The 19,986-nt window shown below is 44.6% G+C and carries 8 protein-coding genes; all 8 read left to right on the top strand.

Annotated elements, in window-relative coordinates:
- Window positions 1-22 precede the first annotated feature (22 nt).
- Entirely contained in the window at window positions 23-6,559 is a 6,537-nt protein-coding gene (locus ACH2DQ_RS13700; RefSeq protein ID WP_395027108.1) for a TIM-barrel domain-containing protein, read from the top strand.
- Between the two features lie 224 nt (window positions 6,560-6,783).
- Window positions 6,784-13,317 carry a sugar-binding domain-containing protein gene (locus tag ACH2DQ_RS13695; RefSeq protein WP_394912058.1) on the top strand — a complete coding sequence of 2,178 codons (6,534 nt, stop codon included), beginning with the start codon at window positions 6,784-6,786 and terminating at the stop codon, window positions 13,315-13,317.
- 182 nt (window positions 13,318-13,499) lie between these two features.
- On the top strand, window positions 13,500-15,284 hold the full coding sequence (locus ACH2DQ_RS13690; protein ID WP_394912059.1) for a sensor histidine kinase: 1,785 nt from the start codon (window positions 13,500-13,502) through the stop codon (window positions 15,282-15,284).
- 18 nt (window positions 15,285-15,302) lie between these two features.
- The gene (locus tag ACH2DQ_RS13685) at window positions 15,303-16,868 is read left to right on the top strand and encodes a response regulator (protein WP_394912060.1); all 1,566 of its coding nucleotides are present in this window, start codon (window positions 15,303-15,305) and stop codon (window positions 16,866-16,868) included.
- Window positions 16,869-17,155: 287 nt separating this feature from the next.
- Window positions 17,156-17,956, top strand: a complete 801-nt coding sequence (locus ACH2DQ_RS13680) for a hypothetical protein (RefSeq protein WP_394912061.1) — start codon at window positions 17,156-17,158, stop codon at window positions 17,954-17,956.
- A 66-nt stretch (window positions 17,957-18,022) separates the two neighbouring features.
- Window positions 18,023-18,832, top strand: a complete 810-nt coding sequence (locus ACH2DQ_RS13675; protein WP_394912062.1) for a DUF6273 domain-containing protein — start codon at window positions 18,023-18,025, stop codon at window positions 18,830-18,832.
- A gap of 52 nt (window positions 18,833-18,884) precedes the next feature.
- The gene (locus tag ACH2DQ_RS13670) at window positions 18,885-19,694 is read left to right on the top strand and encodes a DUF6273 domain-containing protein (protein ID WP_394912063.1); all 810 of its coding nucleotides are present in this window, start codon (window positions 18,885-18,887) and stop codon (window positions 19,692-19,694) included.
- A gap of 50 nt (window positions 19,695-19,744) precedes the next feature.
- Window positions 19,745-19,986 (top strand): hypothetical protein (locus tag ACH2DQ_RS13665; protein WP_395027104.1); only part of this gene is annotated, 242 nt, incomplete at its 3' end.

The raw sequence follows: 19,986 nt of genomic DNA, 5'->3' as shown, positions 1-19,986 counted from the left end.
TTGTGAAAAAGAAGGAGGTAACATGAGTAAAACAAACCGTTTAAAGCATTTAGGAAACAGGCTGGTGGCAGTATTGCTGTCTATTGTTCTGATAGCTCCCCTGTTGGGCAATTTTGCTCCTGTAGAGGTACAGGCGGCCACCGTAGGCATTGGGGACATGGACAACTTTACCGAAGACGGTAATATCCTGTTGTTTAACACTGGAGAAAAACAGGTAATGGTGGAGCTGTGCACCGACCGTACGGTGCGGGTGCAGCTGTCTGAAAACGGTGCGGATGGATATCGTCCCGCCAATGCTGAATACTACATGGTCCAGAAAAATGAATGGCCGGCGGTTAACAGGTCCGTCACCCAGGAAAATGGTGTAATATCTGTTAAAACTGCAGCCATGGAAGTAAGGATTAATCAATCACCTCTGCGTATCGGGATGTATGACCTTGAGGGAAAACTGTTGTCGAAAGATACAGAGGATACCGGTATGTATGTGGATGGAGACAAGGTAGGCGTTAAAAAGACGGAAGGCACTGAAAATGCGGGAGGAATCTTTGGATTTGGTTCCGGTGACCATGGTCGCCGGTCAAATCTGAACCGCTACGCAACAGATTTTAATGAATTTTCCATGTCACATGGACGTCTGATAGCACCATTCTTTATGAGTACCGTGGGATACGGCGTATTTTTGAATACCATCGAGAAGGACACGGTATTTTATAAGCAGGGCGGCGGGTTCCAGACCACGGGTTACCTGGATTACTTCTTTATGTATGGACCGGATTTCAAGACTATTCTCAATGAATATGCGGAAATCACCGGACGTATGGAGATGTACGGCAAATGGGCACATGGATTTATGCTTTCCAAATATGGAAACGACAACGCAACACAAGCAGAATTTTCCCAGTGGATTCATCGGCTGAGAGACGAGGGATACCCCACAGACAGCTATGTTTTTGACTATGGATGGCGGGGCGATGTGGCAGACAACGGCGGCAACCAAACCGGTGCAGGTGAAAAATGGGGCAAGCAGATGTGGAGCAACGACATCGTAAAATTCCCCGACATTGACGGAATGTTTCAGGAGGCACGGGATATGGGCATCCGCGTGGGACTGCACAACAACGCAGGAACCCCTGAGGCAAAGGGAGGGAAAAACCTGCACATCAATGATGATGAGTGGGTACAGTCCTACATGGACAGCGTGATTACCACCGGCTATGGTGACTGGTTCTGGCCGGATGAATTCGACGTACTGGGAAGCAACACTGCTCCCACATTCTCTTCCCTGGGCGCCTATGAGGCGTGGAAAGCGTACACCGAGGAATCCCGTCCCATGTTTGTAACCCGTGGCAGCTATGCGGGACAGCATTTTGCAACAGCATGGTCCGGTGATATTAATAATACCTCAAGCGAGCTGGTAAACCAGATTGGTTTCAGCATCGACGCAGGACTTGTGGGCTACTGGTCCACCTCACACGATCTGGGCGGCTTTATGAAAAAACCCAGTGATAAGCTGTACACCAGATGGGTGTCAGAGTTTGGTGCATGGAACGGCATTATGCGGGCTCATGGCCACGATGGACGCGAGCCCTGGCTGTACAGTGAAACTTCCCAGAATACGCTGAAAAAGAACCTGGAAATCCGCTATGCACTGTACCCTTACCTGTACACGATGGCGTGGCAGGGTTACAGTGAGGGCGTACCGATGATGCGGGCAATGCTGCTAGAGGATGACAGCCAATATAACCCGGATGCATGGAATCTGAACAAACAATATTATTTTGGCGACTGGTTCCTGGTAGCTCCTGCTGCGGAAGAAACGGACACGGTGGTTCAGGTCTGGCTCCCTCCCAACACCACCTGGTATGAATATTATAGCGGTGAGCGTTATGAAGGCGGCGAGAACGGCAAGACCATCAACGTTGCAGCAGCCCTGGAAGAAATTCCGGTGTTCGTAAAAGCCGGGGCTATCGTACCCATGGGTCCTGATGTAGATTATGCTGATGAAAAGCTGCTGGATCCCCTGACTCTGGATATTTATCCAAAGGGAACCACCACTTACACACTGTATGAAGATGATGGACAGTCGCGTGAATACATAACCAAAGATGCATACAGCACCACAACCTACACCAGCGTGCAGGAGGGAAATAATATATCCTTCCGGATTGACGAACGAAAAGACCACAATCCCGCAGAGTACAAAACGGATGAGCGGTCTTACAACTTGAAGTTTAACCACCTGAAGGCAGTGCGGGGAGTAACATTAAACAACGAAAATCTGCCTGTGCAGAACAGCCTGGAAGCTTATAATGCAGCACAGAAAGGTTTTTGGCTGGACGATACAAACAATACCCTTTATGTGAAGGTACCCGATACCGGAAAAGCAATGAACATTGTGCTGGATTCCGATGGCCTGGTATTGCCTGAGGAAGGCGAGGATAATCAGGGGCTTCCGCCACAGCGCGTTGAAAGCGGTACCATGGTTGAACTGGAGGACCAGACATTCCTTCCGGTGGCTGGAGGCCAGGTAATTAAGGATACAGAATGGAAAGGCTATACCGGAAACGGCTTTGTAAAAGGATTCAAGATGGTTGGAGATGCGGTTGAATTCCGTGCCAATGTGGTAAAAGGCGGCACCTATGATCTGACAATCCGGGTAAATTGCGGCAAAAAGAACAGCGCGCAGTTTGACAATACGCCCCGAACCGGTGCGCTGTACCTGAATGGGGAGAAAAAGTCAGACCTGGCATTTGAGGTAACGCCTACCTGGGGTGACAGCAAAACCAAACAGGGTGACTGGCGGGAATATAAGATTGCTGGTGTCAAACTTAGTTCCGGTGTACAGACGCTCCAGATTCGTTCCGAAGGCAGCAATGCCGGTAACTACAACCTGGATTCACTGAAGTTTACCAGGCTGGATACCTCGATTCCTGCTTTCCAGCCTATTAAGGCGGAGAAAAATGCCCATCTGGAGAACATGACGCTGGAGACCGGTGGTGAAGTTCCGGTAATCAAAGCGGTGACCGATGGTGCCTGGGCACAGTTTGATGAGGTGACCGGCGAAAACAAGGCAGGCGTGGAACTGAAGATAAAGAGCACTACCGGCGGCAGTATCATTGTCTATGAAAACGGCGTAGGTGACAAGATTTTAGCCACAGCAGCGCTGCCAAATGACGGCGAATGGCATACGATCCGTGTGGCCGGCAAGAATACCGATGTCCAGGAGAGCAATATTTTCCTTGAGTTTAAAGCTCCTCAGGGTAAGGCATTGGACTGCGAAATGGAATGGTTCCGGTTTATGCGAAATGCAGATGCTTTTAATATCGTTAAGGCTGTTACTGCGGCAGAGCGAAATGGTATAAATGTCCATTCCTCCGGAGCCTATCTGGTAAACATTGAGTCGGGTGACTGGGCAAGATTTGACGATGTAAACTTTGGCGATGGCGGCGTGCAGACGGCAGCAATCAACGTTACCAGCGGTCGGCCAGGGGGAACGGCGCAGTTCTATATAGACAGTATGGAGGAAGAAAACAAAATAGCCGAGGTTGAGATCACCAATACCGGCGGCTGGAGCAACTTTAAGGACTTTACAGCAGATTGCGCCAACGTAACAGGCATACACACGGTATATGTTAAATTCTCTGTAGATACGAAAGATTCTGTGTGTGACTTTATGTCCTTTAAATTTATGAAGAATAAGCTGGGAGTTGTTGCCCGGGTAGAAGGCGGAAACGCCACAGTTCAAATCAGCGAACCCTATACCGCACCGGGGCAGGATGTAATGTTCCAGGTAGGCGGATTAGACAAGAGCACTGAGATTGAGACTATTGAAGTAACCGATGCAAATGGAGCAGTTGTTCCGCTTCAGGAGGTTGTAGCGGGCAGCCGTTATACCTTAACCGTACCCCAGGCGATTCCCGCCACCGTTTTGGTGAAGCTTAGGAATAAACCTACAGTAATTAATCCGGGGGATGTATTCGAACTGGAAGACGGTAAAGGCATTACCAACGACAGCAATACTGCCCTGCGGACAGACACCGAGTGGAAAGGCTATACCGGAACAGGCTATGTTGCCGGGTTTAAAACCGAAGGTCAATATGTTGAGATATTGGCAGATGTAAAAGCTGCAGGTATCTATGATCTTGAGATTCATGTAAACAACGGTAAAAAGAACAGCCCGCAGTATGACAGCACCCCGCGTACCGGCGGACTGTATGTAAACGGCGAAAAAGCAGCGGATCTGGCATTCCCGGTAACGGATACCTGGGGTGACAGCAGTAAGAATGGCGACTGGCGTATTACACAGGTACAGGGAGTAGCACTGAAGGCAGGCATTCAGACCATCAGAATCCGCGCCGAAGGCAGCAATGCAGGTAACTACAACCTTGACAGCGTAAAATTTGTACTCACCCAGCCGGAGGTGGAGAAATACACCATTACCTATGCAGCAGAAACAGGCGGGTCTATTGACGGGACGGCAGTGCAGGAAGTTGAAGCAGGTTCCAATACCACTGCAGTAACCGCAATTGCAGACAGCGGATATGAGTTCGCACAGTGGAGCGACGGCAATGTAAATGCACAGCGTTTTGAAACCAATGTGCAGGCCAGCCAAACACTGACAGCCAGCTTTAGGGTGGTCGTGAAGGACGTAACAATTACAGCCCGTTCGGAAGATGAAGCTGCAGGCAGCGTATCCGGCGGAGGAACAGTGAAAGAAGGGGAAAAAGTAACCCTTACTGCAATGGCTCATGAAGGGTATTCATTTGAAGGCTGGTATCTGGAAGGCGTAAAAGTATCCGATGCATCTGTATATGAAGTTGAGGCGGCAGAAGATGCGGAATATCTTGCTAAATTTATTAAAAATGCACCTGTAAAGGTAACGATTACCGTACAGTCAGAAGATGAAACGGCAGGAACCGTATCCGGCGGAGGAAGTGTAAACCTCGGAGAGACTGTAACCATAACTGCCACAGCCAGGGAAGGCTACACATTTGAGGGCTGGTATCTGGGAGAAACAAAAGTATCGGATCAGGCGGAATATGAAGCAGAGGCAACGGAGGATGCGGCATACACTGCACGGTTTACGAAAAATGCCATACAGCAGGTGACGATCACAGCCAAAGCAGAAGAAGGAGGAACGGCAGAAGGTACAGCAAGGGTAGACGTTGGAACAAAGGTAACGCTTACAGCCACAGCCAATGAAGGCTATGTATTTGAAGGCTGGTATCTGGATAATGTCAATGTCTCCAAAAATGCAGAATACGAAGTGGAAGCCCGTCAGGATGCCACATATGTTGCTCGTTTCACAAAAGAAGAAGAGCCGCAGCCGGAAACGGTGAACATTACCGTAGAGGCACAGCCGGGAGGAACCGTTAGTGATAGCGGAACGGTTACAAAGGGTGAATTATTTACCATAACGGCATATCCAGAAGATGGATATCGGTTCACAGGATGGTATCTGAAAGGCGAAAAAGTATCGGATGATTTAAGCCTGGAAGTCATGGCGGTAGAGGATGCGGTATATACAGCATACTTTGAAGAAAAACCAAAAGAAATGATAACAATTCAGGTGGTGGCTGAAACAGGCGGAAGGGTATCCGGCGGTGTCACTGCGGAATACGGAACCACTGTAAAAATTCAGGCATTTGCACAGGAAGGCTATGTATTTGAAGGCTGGTATATCGGTAGCCTGAAAGTTTCATCAAATCCGGAGTACACAATGAATGCTCTACAGAATACTGTGTATACCGCAAAATTTGTTCAGAAAGAAGCACCAAAGCCGCAAAAAGTTACAGTTACCGTAAAAGCGGAAACAGGCGGAACAGCAGCAGGCGGTCAGGTAGTGGATGCAGGAAGCAAAGTCAGCTTAACTGCAAAACCATCTTCTAAGTATACGTTTGACGGTTGGTATCTCAACGGGAAGAAAGTATCCACATCCGCAAACTATACGGTGGCAGTTTATCAAAATGTAACTTATACTGCAAAGTTTAAGAAGATAACGGCACCAAAAAAAGCAACCGGATTAAAAGCTTCTAATTTCAAAATCAACCAGATGAAGTTATCCTGGAATAAAATCAGCGGTGCAAAAGGCTACGAATTAAGCCGCTATAATCCGGATAAAAACAAATGGTACGTAGTAAAAACCACAGGCCAGACAAGTTACAGGGTGAAAGGCTTAAGCACCGGAACGATTTACAAATACAGAGTAAGGGCTTATACATTATCCGGAAGTAAAAAGATTTTTGGTGAATATTCCAAATATTTAAAGACAGCGACAACACCGAGACAACCGGCACTTACTGCCAAAGTAAGTTCCACAACCAGTGTGAAGCTATCCTGGAAAAAAGGAACTAAGGCAGATGGATTTGCAATTTATATGAAGACCGGTAACGGTAAATTTACCAGGATTAAAAATGCATCTGCAGCAAGTACCGCATATACAAAAACAAAACTGAAAAAAGGAAAAGTTTATCAGTTTAAGATGCGTGGCTATAAGAAGGCCGGAGAGACTAAGATATATGGAAATTATTCAAAGGTTCGAACAATAAAATTGAAATAAATAATATTGCAGGAGCCTGGCGGGGCAGCTAAATCCAGACCAATGATGGCATTATAAGGGGGAATTTTATAAAAAAATACCGGAATATCATAAATGTGTAAAAAATACTCAAAAAATTGCAACGATAAATGCCATTTGCGGGTGCTATAATGTCAAAGACAAGGTGAAAATTCGTATATAAAATGTACGATTTACACAAAACAAACATTAAGAAGGAGGACATTATGGGCAAGAGAAGAAAGAAACTATTAAGCATGGCATTGGTTGTCGGTATGGTAGTATCCAATCTGTCTCCGTATACAAATGTATTGGCGGCAGAACCGGAGCATGTGTCCCCGGGGAGTGCAGAAACTGTGGAGTTAAGTGAAGATCCCGGTGATGCACTGCCCCCAGGGACGGCAAAGGCAATTGCGGAAACAGAGTCAGAAACAGCACCAGTCAGCCAGGAAGTGACTGAGGAAGTAACAGAAGCTGCACCGGAGACTGAGACAGTCACCGAGACAGAACCGGTGGAAACAGAAGAAGAAACAATAGGTGAAACCGAGACACAGCTCACGGAGGAAAACGACACAGAAACTGCAAAAAAGGCTGAGAACAAACAGGCAGACGCAGTAAATAATGTGGATGTAAACGGACTTTTTGCAGAATATTATACGACTTCCGGAAGCGGAAAGAATGTCAGACTGGATGTATTGAAGTCAAAAGGCATCGATTACAACATTAATTATGGAGATTTAAATCCCAAGCTGATGCTTACAACTGGTAAAGATGATTATGCCGGCATCCGATGGAGCGGCAGGATTCAGGTACCGGAAACAGCAGATTATACCTTCTACGGTCTTGTTGATAATGGAATCAGACTGTGGGTAAACGGGGAGCAGCTGTTTAATTACTGGGATGGTGATTCATGGGATGTATTACAGACAAGCAAGGCAGTAAAATTAGAAGCCGGCAAATTCTATGATATTAAAGTGGAATATTTTGATTACGCAGGTGGTGCTCATGCAACTTTGTCCTGGAGTAATAACAAAGGGCTGAAGGATAAAGCAACCATTCCATCATCCGCATTTTACCTTCCGTCGAATTATAGTGGAATTTATATCGGAAGCATTGATACTTCCGAAGCAAACCTGAAAGAAGGCGAAGACTTTAAAGGGGATGTTACGGTAAATGGTTTTGGACTGGATCAGGCGGAGCGTTTTGAAATTGTAAAGACTTCCGGAGAATCCCTGAAGACTCCGGTATATGCCGATATAACATCACAGAAAAATGAACAAGCAAAAATTGTAATTCCAAATATGGAAACCGGTACATACAAGCTGAAAATCATACAGAGCAATACAGCCGTGATTTCAAAAGGCCTCATTATTGTAAAACCGGGAACAGACGATGTACGTACAAGGACAGAACGGCCCAGGGCAGACTGGGAACGGGATTCTTATGTAAATTTAAACGGAATCTGGGAGTTTGACTTTGATGCAGATGAAGAAGGTAAAAATGCAGGTTGGTTCAAGCCGGATCAGGAATTTTCCAGATCCATTAACGTACCGTTTTGCTGGGAATCCTCTTTAAGCGGTGTCAATGACCCGGATTATAAAGGACAGGCATGGTACAAGAAAACTGTAAATGTAGACAAATCCTGGGAAGGTAAGAAAATCTTCTTAAAATTCGGAGCGGTAGACTGGAAATGCAAGCTCTGGGTAAACGGAGAAGAAGTGGGAGAACACATTGGCGGATACAGTGCGTTTGAAATGGATGTCACCGAATATATGAATGTTGGGGAAGACAACGTAGTCACTCTTTGGGTAGAAGACAAAGGAAGCTACGGCGATGACAGCTATCCGGCATTAATCGGTAAACAGGGCAGAAACGCTCCCTGTGGATATATCCATACAAGCGGAATCTGGCAGACAGTAGGTATGGAAGCCAGAAGTGCAACTTACCTGGACAATGCCAAAGCTGTATCGGATATTGACAATGCAACGGTTACCTATGATCTGGATGTCACCACAGACAAAGACCAGACTCTTACAGTGGAATATGATTTCGCCAGTACCGTATATGATATGGAAAATGATGTGGATATCCCTACCGGTTCCGTGGTAGAAGGAAGCCAGGAAATCCAGGTAGAATCCGGTGCCAATTCGGTAGAACTCTCTCCGATTGCCATCGCAAACCAGAAACTCTGGAACTATGATGACCCCAATCTTTACCAGGGTACTCTGACCGTCAAAGATGTGGAGGGAAATGTTCTGGATGAACTTTCTACTTACTTTGGGCTTCGTAAGGTAGAGGCAAAGTATTACAACGAAGACCTGGGTGTAAAATATATTTATCTCAATGATGAACCGGTCTATATGTCAGGACTTCTGGACCAGGGATTCTGGGAAGAGGGAATCTATACCGCACCTTCAGAAGATGCTTTAAAATACGATATTCTGGCAATGAAAGAAGCCGGATTCAATATGATCCGTAAGCATCTGAAAATCGAAGATCCGCTGCAATACTACTGGTGCGATAAGTTAGGTATGATGGTATGGCAGGATATGCCCCATGCAACCGCTATGGTGCCGTCCAAAGAAGGCGGAGAAGCTCTTGGCAGAAAATACTATGAAGAATGCCTGGATGCAGCAATGGAAATGAACTATAACCATCCGTCGATTGTGTCTGTTATGCTGTTCAACGAGACCTGGGGACTGTATGCGGCATATAATGACAACGGCAAGAACCGGAATGTAAAAGCGGCTGACGGAAAGAGCACGGCAGAATGGGTTGAATATCTGTACAATAAGACAAAAGGGGCTTATCCGAATATGCTGATTGAAGATATGAGTCCCTGCAACAGCGACCATGTACAGCCGTCTGACCTGAATACTTACCATATGTATCCCAAGTCTTATGACGGTGCGGTAGGAGATGTGGAGAACCGGGTAAACAATGCATACGTAGGTTCCGAAAATAACTATAAGTTTGGCTTCAAGCAGGATGGAGATCCCCTTCTGAACAGTGAATACGGCGGTGTTGCTGCCTATGACGGCGATTACGACATTTCTTACTGTTTCAAGTACATGACGGATATACAAAGAAGATATGAAAAACAGAGTGGTTTCGTATATACAGAACCATTTGACGTTGAGTACGAACGCAACGGTATCTTAACCTATGACAGAAAAATGAAAATCTTTGGCTATGATGAAGTAGCCTATGGCGGTGATATGGGAATCAAGGATCTGGTTCAGGAGACCTATATCGGTATCGTAGACAGCCCGATTAAAAATGTAAAACCGGGAGCAAAGATCAAAACAAAGATTATGGCAATGAGCTGGACAAATGATGTACCGGAAAATACCGTGGTAAAATGGCGTTTTGACGGAACAGACATCTATGGAAACAATATCAGCACCGGCCTTGCCGGCACACTGGGAATGGATATTATCCCTTATGAAAAGGCAGAAGCAAGCCTCTCATTCCGTGTACCGGCCCAGGCTTGCGTAGGAACTTTAACCGTATGGATTGAAGGACCTGACGGAGCTAAGATTGCGAAAAACTTTACCAACATCGTAGTTGCAGATGCATCAAGCGATAATAAAGAAATGACTCTGGATAATGAAAAAGGTTCCATTACCATGAAAGCGGCTGTAAACAACCGTAAGATGGTTACCACAGAAGGGACCGGCAGCCAGGATTACAGCTACACATTACCGGAGAACTTTAATCTGGATTCCTTAAATGGCATGAAGATAATTGCAGAGGCATCTTCCTATAAAGGAGTGACAGGAACCGATAAAAACCATTCTTCTTACAGCTCCGAATTCAGCCAGACGGCAGAAGGCAGAGCAGTGGCATCAGATATGACCGTTTCCGTAAACGGTGTAGAGATTGACACCGTATACCTTCCGGACAACCCAAGGGATATGAGAGGAACACTTTCCCTGAATGCTCCTTATAACGGTGCAACCAGTGCAGGTGACTTTGGTTATCTGGTAAACTTAAGCGTATCCAGGGAAAAACTGGCTGAAATTAAGGCAGCTATGGGTGAAAGCAAAGTAATGAAAGTTACTTATGCAGTAAAAGCGGATGCAGCAAACCAGAACGGACTTCGTATTTACAACTCCGTTTACGGAAGATATGCTGTGAATCCAACCATTATTTTAAACCCGGTGGACATTGAAAAGGCAGATCAGGTAACAGCAGTTAAAAATATTAACACAACCTCTGATAATTACAGTGCTGAAGGCGTGTTATCCGGAAATTCCAATCTGAATGTAAGAGCGGGAGAGAAGGAAGGATATGTCATCGCTCTTGCAAACGGAGGAAGCAGCATTACCGTTACAAATAAGAAGACAAATGAGGTAATTGGAGAAGCAGCAGGACTGGCGGAAGGCGCTCATCACGTAAAAGTAACCTTGTTTGACGAGCAGATTCGTGTATTTGCAGACAATAATCCGGAAGCAGTTATCAATGTCTATGACAGAAGCGGCTTTACCGGAGGAATCACGGTCAATGCATCCAAAACAAATACGGTATCCGATCTTGTAGTTTCACCGGAGTCTTATGAAGCAGTTAAGACTGAGATTGACGACACGGTAAAAGACGTTGAAGTATTGGATGATTTCAGTGATGCTGACTATACCAAACGTTACGAAGTTATGGGCAATGCATGGAGTGGAAATGTAGTTAACGGCGCGCTGAATATGGGTGCTTCTGATCAGGGCGACAAAATGATTATGAAGGATGTCTCCATGTCAGACGGTATCTACGAAATGGATATAAAAGTAACCAATTCATCACAAACACACGGAAATGCAGGATTTGTATTCCGCTCTTCCAACTATAATTTGGGCCCGGATGGTGCAAATGGATATTACGCAGGTATCGGTGACCGTTATGTACAGCTTGGACGTATGAGCCAGGGCTGGAAAGAACTTGCCAAAGTTACCGTACCGGAGTTAATTGTAGGAAGTACGCATACACTGCGTGTAGCTGTATTTGGCTCCAGAATTCAGATCTATGTGGATGATGCCGCAGTACCATGTGTAGATATTAACGATTCTACCTACCTGGAGGGCGGCGTGGCTGTCAGAGGTTACCGGGTAGCAGCAACTCTGGACAATATCCACGTGGCAAGCATCCCACGTTATAGCAGCACATTTGAAAAAGGCAGCGATGAATGGGAAGCAAACGGAAACTGGAAGATAGTTGACGGAGCATATACCTCAGGGTCTAAGGGAGCATACTCCCTGGTAGACAGCAATAAAATAAAAGATGCTTTATTTGCGGCGGATGTAAAACCGGGAACGGAAGATTCCGTAACCGCACTGTTGCTGCGTACCGTAAGCAGTTCAGCAGGAATCAGCGGATACCAGTTGGTTGCAGATGCTAAAAACGACAAAGTCCAGATTGTAAAATCGGAAAAAGGAGAGACAACCGTTCTGGCGGAAACCGGCATGCGCCTGCAGGCAGGCAAGACTTACCGATTAACCGTTGAAATGCAGGGATCCGTGATCAAAGCTTATAAGAATGACAGCAGGGAAGCTCTCATAATAGCAGAAGATACTGCATTTGCTGCAGGTCAGATTGGTATTATGAATGTCAATGGAACTACTACGATTGACAATGCTGCAGTCAATAACCAGTTTATAGACGGTGAATTAATGGAACCGGCAGATCCAAAAGCACTGGATGCAATTATTGCAGAAGCCAGAAAAGTGGATGCAGCCAAGTATACGGCAGATTCTTACAATAGGGTGAAAGCAGCACTGGATGCAGCACTGGATGCTGACCGTTACGATCAGCAGGCAATTGATCAGGCAGTTTCTGCAGTCAGAGAAGCGCTTAACCAGCTGGTATTAAAGCCAATTGATCTGACGGTACTGAATAACAAGATTGCAGAGGCAAAGAGAATAGACCAGGCTAAATACACGGCTGATTCTTATGCCAGAGTAAAATCAGCACTGGCAGCAGCAGAAGCAGTCAATAAAAAAGACCAGGCAGCAGTCGATGCAGCAGCAAAAGCATTAGGTGATGCCATTGCACAGCTGAAAATCAAACCGGTAGACCTGGGTGCATTAAGCCAGAAGATCGCAGAAGCAAAGAAACTGGATGGGAACAAATATACCTCAGATTCTTATGCAAAAGTAAAAGCAGCGCTGGCAGCGGCAGAAGCAGTCAATAAGAATGACCAGGCAGCAGTAAATGCCGCAGTGAAGAACTTAAGTGACGCTATGGCTCAGCTCAAGGTAAAACCGGCTGTACCTAAGAAAAACGCTGTTTATACCGTTAGCAGCCTGGTATACAAGGTAACTAAATCTTCATCCAAATACGGAACCGTGAAAGTAATGAAAGCCAGGAAAAAAACCTATACTTCCATCAGTGTTCCAAAGACTGTGAAGCTAAATGGTTATACCTTTAAGGTTACCGAAATTTATAAGAATGCATTTAAAAACAATACAAAGCTGAAAACAGTTAAGATTGCAGATAACGTAAGCAAAATTGGTTCTTATGCATTTGCAGGCTGTAAAAATCTGAAATCGGTAACGATTGGTAAGGGACTGAAGAGCATTGGAAGCAAAGCATTCTATAATGACAAATTATTAAAGAGTATTGTAATTAAATCTACAAAAGTAAATAAAGTTGACAGTAAAGCATTTAGCGGAATCCATAAGAACGCTTATATTAATGTGCCAAACAAAAAGGCATCTGCTTATAAGAAAATATTTAAAAATGGTGGACAGGCTAAGACAGTGAAGATTAAATAGTTGACGGAAGACTGCCCGGGGGGGTATAACCCAGGGCAGTCTTCTTTTGATGGCAATATATGAAACGAACAGCGCTTTGTGTTTATTATCTCGTATACGCGTTCTCTGATTCCAATCGGTTGTATCTTCACAAACTTCATGATATAATCGGAAAATACAAAAGGGATTTGGGGGGGTTGGGGATGTTTACTGAAAAGAAAAACCGTTTACAATTCACATATTACAGCAGTTTCTTAATATTGATTGTGATACCCATTTTATTTATTATTATCGGATCGTTTGCCATCGTCAGGACAATGATGCTTCGTTCTGCTACAGATAAAATAGAACTGGTACAGGCAAATGTGGAGAAGACGCTGGAAGAAGAAATAGACAATGTCTCCATGCGACTGTCCCATCTGTGCAATGTAAATAACAGTGATGTGCTGGCATTGGCATCGAAGACAGATGATACCAATGCATTTAATAAATATAACTTCGAAAAGATTTTGCGGGAAACCTTTAATTATATGATGATCCCAAGTGATGACATGCTGGCATCCGTATTCTACATGGTCAGCGGGGACAACACATATATCAAGGATGACCTGGTGATTCCACAGACGGAAATCAGACAGTCAAAGTGGTACCAGCAGGCGTTGTCAAATAAGAATAATGTTTGTATAGGCAGTTATTCATCTAAAGTCACCTATTCATTGAAAACAAAATATCAGTTCACCATTGCAGCGGGGCTGTCACCGGACAACAGCCTGGACAGAACCAACAAGATCGAAATGGCGACCTTGTTTATTCAGTCGGAAATCGGGAACATGATGCGGGAATATAACAAGGAGAAGAGTCTGGGCACCATGTACCTGGTAGACGAAAACAAAGAGGTACTTCTGAATGTCAGTGATGAAGAAATTGTACTTCCGGATAATCTGGACCTGAACCAGAGTATCGTACGGGAGCATACGGAAGGGACAGCTTTTACCTACTTGATGAAGGAGATCAGCCCTACCGGATGGAAGCTGGTCAGCGTGGTAGATTCTCAGATTCTTCTGGAGGAATTTAATAAAATAGCAGGGATTATAACGGTGATTACCGTTGTACTGTTTATGTTGTTTTATCTGTTCTCCAGTATCTTCCTGAAGCGTATTATTCATCCGGTAAATGAAGTAATTGAGGGGCTGAAGCAGGTAGAGGGCGGAAGCCTTGAAGTACATATACCCATCAGCGGGCAGTCCGAGATCAGAACGATGATCCACTCATTCAACCGCATGGTGCGCAGGCTAAAAGTATTGATTCGAGATAATGAACAGCAGCAGCAGATGAAGCATGAGGCGGAAATCAGGGCACTCCAGTCACAGATCAATCCTCATTTTCTGGTGAACACTTTGAGTTCCATTCGTTTTATGGCACAGGTATCGAAGTTTGACGGCATTAAAAATATGGCGGAAGCTTTAATCCGCATACTGTCCTGTTCTTTTCGGAGGAACGGCAGTTTTTACACTTTAAAAGAAGAGCTGGAAGTGCTCAGCAGCTATATTTTCCTGATGAAGGTGCGTTATTCCGACGGATTTGACTATACGGCTGATGTGGGAGAAGGGTGCATGGAGGATCTGGTTCCCAGGCTGATTCTACAGCCGATTATAGAAAACTGTATTGTCCATGGATTCAGTGAAATGGAAGATATCGGAGAAATACAGCTGCGGGCTTATCAGGAAGAAGACAGGCTTTGTATTGTCATTGAAGACAATGGAAAGGGCATGACAGAAGCTCAGATCAGTGAAATTTTAAAACCAAAGGAGGATAAGGAGGACAATTACAGTATTGGAATCTCCAATGTATACAGCAGGCTGAAGCTGAATTTTGGGAAGACGTGTGAGATGAGCATTGTGAGCGAACCCGGAAAATATACCAGAACAACCATAGAGATACCACGCAAAAGTACGAAGCAGAACGTGCAGATTGTAACACGGGATTGAAGCAGGGAGGAAAAGAAGATGTACAGAGTTATGTTTGTAGATGATGATATGATCGTAAGGACCACACTGCATACGATCTTGGATTGGGAGAAGTATGGGTTTGAAATTGCAGGGGATGCAAAAAATGGGCAGCAGGCACTGGAAAAATTAAAGGTCACCCCCGTTGACCTCCTGATTACCGATATGAAAATGCCCATTATGGACGGCATTACCTTAATCAAACAGGTAAATCAGATGGAGCAGGTTCCTGTTATTCTGGCGCTGAGCGGTTACGATGATTTTTTGCTGGTTCGGGAGGCATTCCGGCTGGGGGCACTGGACTATCTGCTGAAATCGGATATCAATGAAATTATGCTGAGCAGTCATCTGGAACGTATTGTAAATGAAATTCAAAAAGTAAAGGGGAGCAGTCCGGCAGGCAGAACTGCGGTTAAACCAGTGGGGGAAAGCCAGATATTGCAGGATATGGCTCTTGGACGGACAGAGTTAAAAGAATCGTTTTTTGAAGATTATTATTATATCGTTCGTTTTGAAATTGTGGATTTCAAACAACAGGTATTCCGGTTTGGGAATGACCTGGATGATGCATTGATAAAGCCAATGCTGGAAATTGCAAATCAGATACCCATGGTTGCTTCCAAATGTACGATCTGTTCCCTGTCTCCGTCTTCCTACCTGCTGTATTACCGGGCAAAGGATGCAGATGAAAACAGAAAGAACCGGGTGCAGTCGGTAAGCAGGCAGATTCTAAACAACTGGAAAAACTATATGAATCTCCCGGCTATTGCGGGGATCAGCCAGATTGGCTCCGGGGCATCCCGGTTTCTGGAATGCATGGAAACAGCGGGATTCTTGCTGACCTTTCAGAGCATTTTTGAAAAAACGGATGTATTTACAATGGATATCCAGCAAAAAGTTGATATACGGGAAGCGGTTTTGGCAGGAATTCGTTATCAGGATTTAAAGGACAGTTTGAAATCTCTGGATAATGCGGCATTTGAACAGAGCTGTCAGAGGATCTTCACGGACTTTTACAAAATTGGATTTGAGCAGGCAAAAATAGAGAGTATCTATATGATCTATCAGGTTTCCATGTCCCTGAGAGAAAACAACGACGATATCCTGAAGGTATTTCCTCAGGAAGTGGATTACTACGAAAAAATACAGCGGATAACCAGTCTGAAAGAAATGGAGATCTGGATGACCAATTACCTTCGCTGGATCATGGATTACCTGGAACATAACTATGACAGAAGACAGAATGACGTGATCCAAAAAGCAAAACGCTTTATCTGGGATAATTATGCCAACCCGGAGCTGTCCCTGGGAAATGTAGCGGACTTTGTGGGATTAAACGAAAAATACTTCAGCACCCGTTTTACAAAAGAGACAGGCACCACCTTCAGCAGTTACCTGATGGAATTTCGCATCTCAAAAGCAAAAGAGCTGATTCGAAAAACGGATATGAAGATTTATGAGATCAGCCAGAGCGTAGGGTATAACAGTGTGGAGCATTTTAACAGGATATTTAAAAAACTTTGCCAGATGAGTCCGGTTAATTATAAAAAGGAAGGCAAAAAATAGTCAAAAACCCCGTTGGTTACAGCGGGGTTTTTGGCTTTTTTAAAATACTGATATAAAGAAGAAAATATAGCATTTTTCTGTGACATAAAAGGAGCTATTCAATACGACATGGCAATATATGTGATGGATTTATGATATTGTTATAAATATAGGTGTAAAAAACAGGCTGGATACTTATCCAAAGAACAATTGAGAATAACCCGTAAGGTATGCAGCATATTGGCTGAAAGCTTCCTTCCGGGAACTGAGAGAAAAAATTAGGTTCATTATGAAAGGGGATTGAAGTTATGAGAGTACGCTCTGTGTTATTAAGAAAAATCAGTATGATTGGTTTGGTATGCGGGATGTTTATTTTCCCGGGATGCAGCCAAAAAGATATTTCAAATGAGTACGTAAAGCTTGGCAATTATAAAGGAATTGAGATTAGCAAAGGGGAACCAGAAACGATTTCAGAAGAAAGGGTTGAAAACCTGTTTTCTATGAATGCAGGATTTGATCAGGAATTGTATGTAGATACCAAACGAAAAAAGGTTAAGGACGGCGACCGGATTATCATCGATCTGACAGAGAAAATAAACGGGGAGGAGATTACTAGGCAGGATATGAATGTACCAGTGGGGTCAGAACACCTGGCAGAAGGATTTCGGGAGCAGGTAAAGGGACATTCTGTTGGAGATACCTTTGAGGTAGATGGAATTTATACAGTTACGATTAAATCCATTCTGGAAGTAAATCCTTCCTTTCAGGAAGAAAAAGCAAGAATCAGGGAGGAAATGGAAAAAGAGGCGCAGGAAACCTGGCGCCAGGAGCAGTTTCAGCAAATTGAAAGTTACTTACTTGAGCATACCGAAGTCATCAAAGAGCCGGAGGAGGGCCAAGAGGTAATCGATTTAATATTGGGAGCAATTGCGAAGAAGGAGAAGCTGGAGCTTACGGATGAAAAATTTACGAATAAAGCGTATGAATATGGGGGTGACGACAAGGAGCGGGATATGGGAGCTGAATTGAATAAAAACGAACAGGACATAGCGCTTCAAAATGAAGTGGTAATGGAATGGCTGCTCGAGAATGCGAAAGAAAAGAAATAAGTCTAAAAAACGGCATGGCGAAAAGAAATGCTTCAAGTATCAGGGTGTTGAAAGAGGGGGAAGTGAATGGAAAAGAAGAGAGTAGTGGCGGCGGCAGCTATTTTGGCGGCAACAGCAGCAGGACTTTTGGTGTTAGCAGCAGTAACCGGCATATTTATAGGGTTTGTCTCTAAATTAATACCTTATAAACAGCCAGAGACATTAAATGAATTGGCATACACAGTGAATAAGCGGAATGGCAATACCGTATATATCAGGGAAGAGACAGCGGGTTACCAGCCGTACCTGGTAGTGGACAATGATTACAATGGTGATGGGAATGTGCTGCTTTTGCGGAAGTATGTGCTGGATGAACGGCAGCCATATCATACATATTATCAGCAGACTGCATATTATGAAAACAGTAACCTGGATGACTATCTGAGCAATGTGTATTTGAATACCTTGCCGGAAGAACTACGTGCCAGTATCGTTCAAAGCCACATTGAGATCATTGCAATGTCAGCTTACCAGGGAGAGAATTCCGATACGGTTCAAATTGAACGGAAAGCATTTTTATTATCCTTTTCAGAAATGGCACCTAGAGGTTCTCCGGATGGTTATATTCATGAAGGGAGGCCACTCAAATACTTCTACGATGATCCAGGTAGAATGGCGGTAACTGATGAAAATGGGAAAGAGTCTGGCTGGTGGCTGAGGACCCCTAGCAAGGGATATCCTACATGTGCCATAGGGGTAGGCAGTGATGGTCGGCTTGGGTTTGCAGCTGTGGACAACTACGTAGGGGTTCGACCCGCATTCTGCCTGCCCCGGAATGTGGTGATAGATGAGAGTGAGGAAGCAGTCCAGGGAGAAACTGTCTATATAATAAAGTAAGGTAATCGTAATAGGCGTATACACGCAAATGAAAGAGGAAAGGGGGAAGCAAATGGAAAAGAAGAGAGTAGTGGCGGCGGCAGCCATCTTGGCGGCAACAGCAGCAGGACTTTTGGTGTTAGCAGCAGTAACCGGCATATTTATAGGGTTTGTCTCTAAATTAATACCTTATAAACAGCCAGAGACATTAAATGAATTGGCATACACAGTGAATAAGCGGAATGGCAATACCGTATATATCAGGGAAGAGACAGCGGGTTACCAGCCGTACCTGGTAGTGGATAATGATTACAACGGTGATGGGAATGTGCTGCTTTTGCGGAAGTATGTGCTGGATGAAAGGCAGCCATATCATACCTATTACCAACGGGCAGCATATTATGAAAATAGTAATCTAGATGACTATCTGAGCAATAGATATTTGGACACACTGCAGGAAGAGTTGAGTGCCAGAATCGTCCAAAGCAGCATTGAGATCATTGCAATGTCTGCTTACTATGGAGAGGATCCAGATACGATTCATATAGAACGGAAAGCATTTTTACTATCCTTTTCGGAAATGGCACCTAGAGGTTCTCCGAATGGATATATTCATGAAGGAAAGCCGCTAAAATACTTCTACGATGATCCTGGCAGAATGGCGGTAACTGATAAAAATGGGAAAGAGTCTGGCTGGTGGCTGAGGACGCCTTCCATGGCGGGTGATACAGTTGCCATAGCTGTAGGCAGCGATGGGAGGATTGGTTTTGCAGCTGTGGACAACTATATAGGGGTTCGCCCTGCATTCTGCCTGCCCAGAGATGTGGGTATAGAGGAGAGTGAGGAAGCAGTCTCAGGAGAAAAGGTTTATGTAATCAAGTAGAGTATTCGTAATTGATGGATACGCACAAATGGAAAAGGAGAGAAAAAACTATGGAAAAAAAGAAGAGGAAAAGAACAATTGGGACTCGGATAACAGCAATACTGCTATCAGCTGTTATGATGGTAAGTTTGATTCCGGCGGAGACGGTACGGGCGGTAGCTGTAAGGGAGGAAACGGAATATCAGATTATTGAAGAGGAAACGGGGGAAAGCACTTTATCCGATGAATCGACGGAAGAGGTAATCACAGAAGCGATCCAGGAGGAGACGGAACCGCAGGTTCGGGAGGAGGA

The organism is Robinsoniella sp. (assembly GCF_034124845.1).
This window is presented reverse-complemented; position numbering and strand designations above follow the sequence as displayed.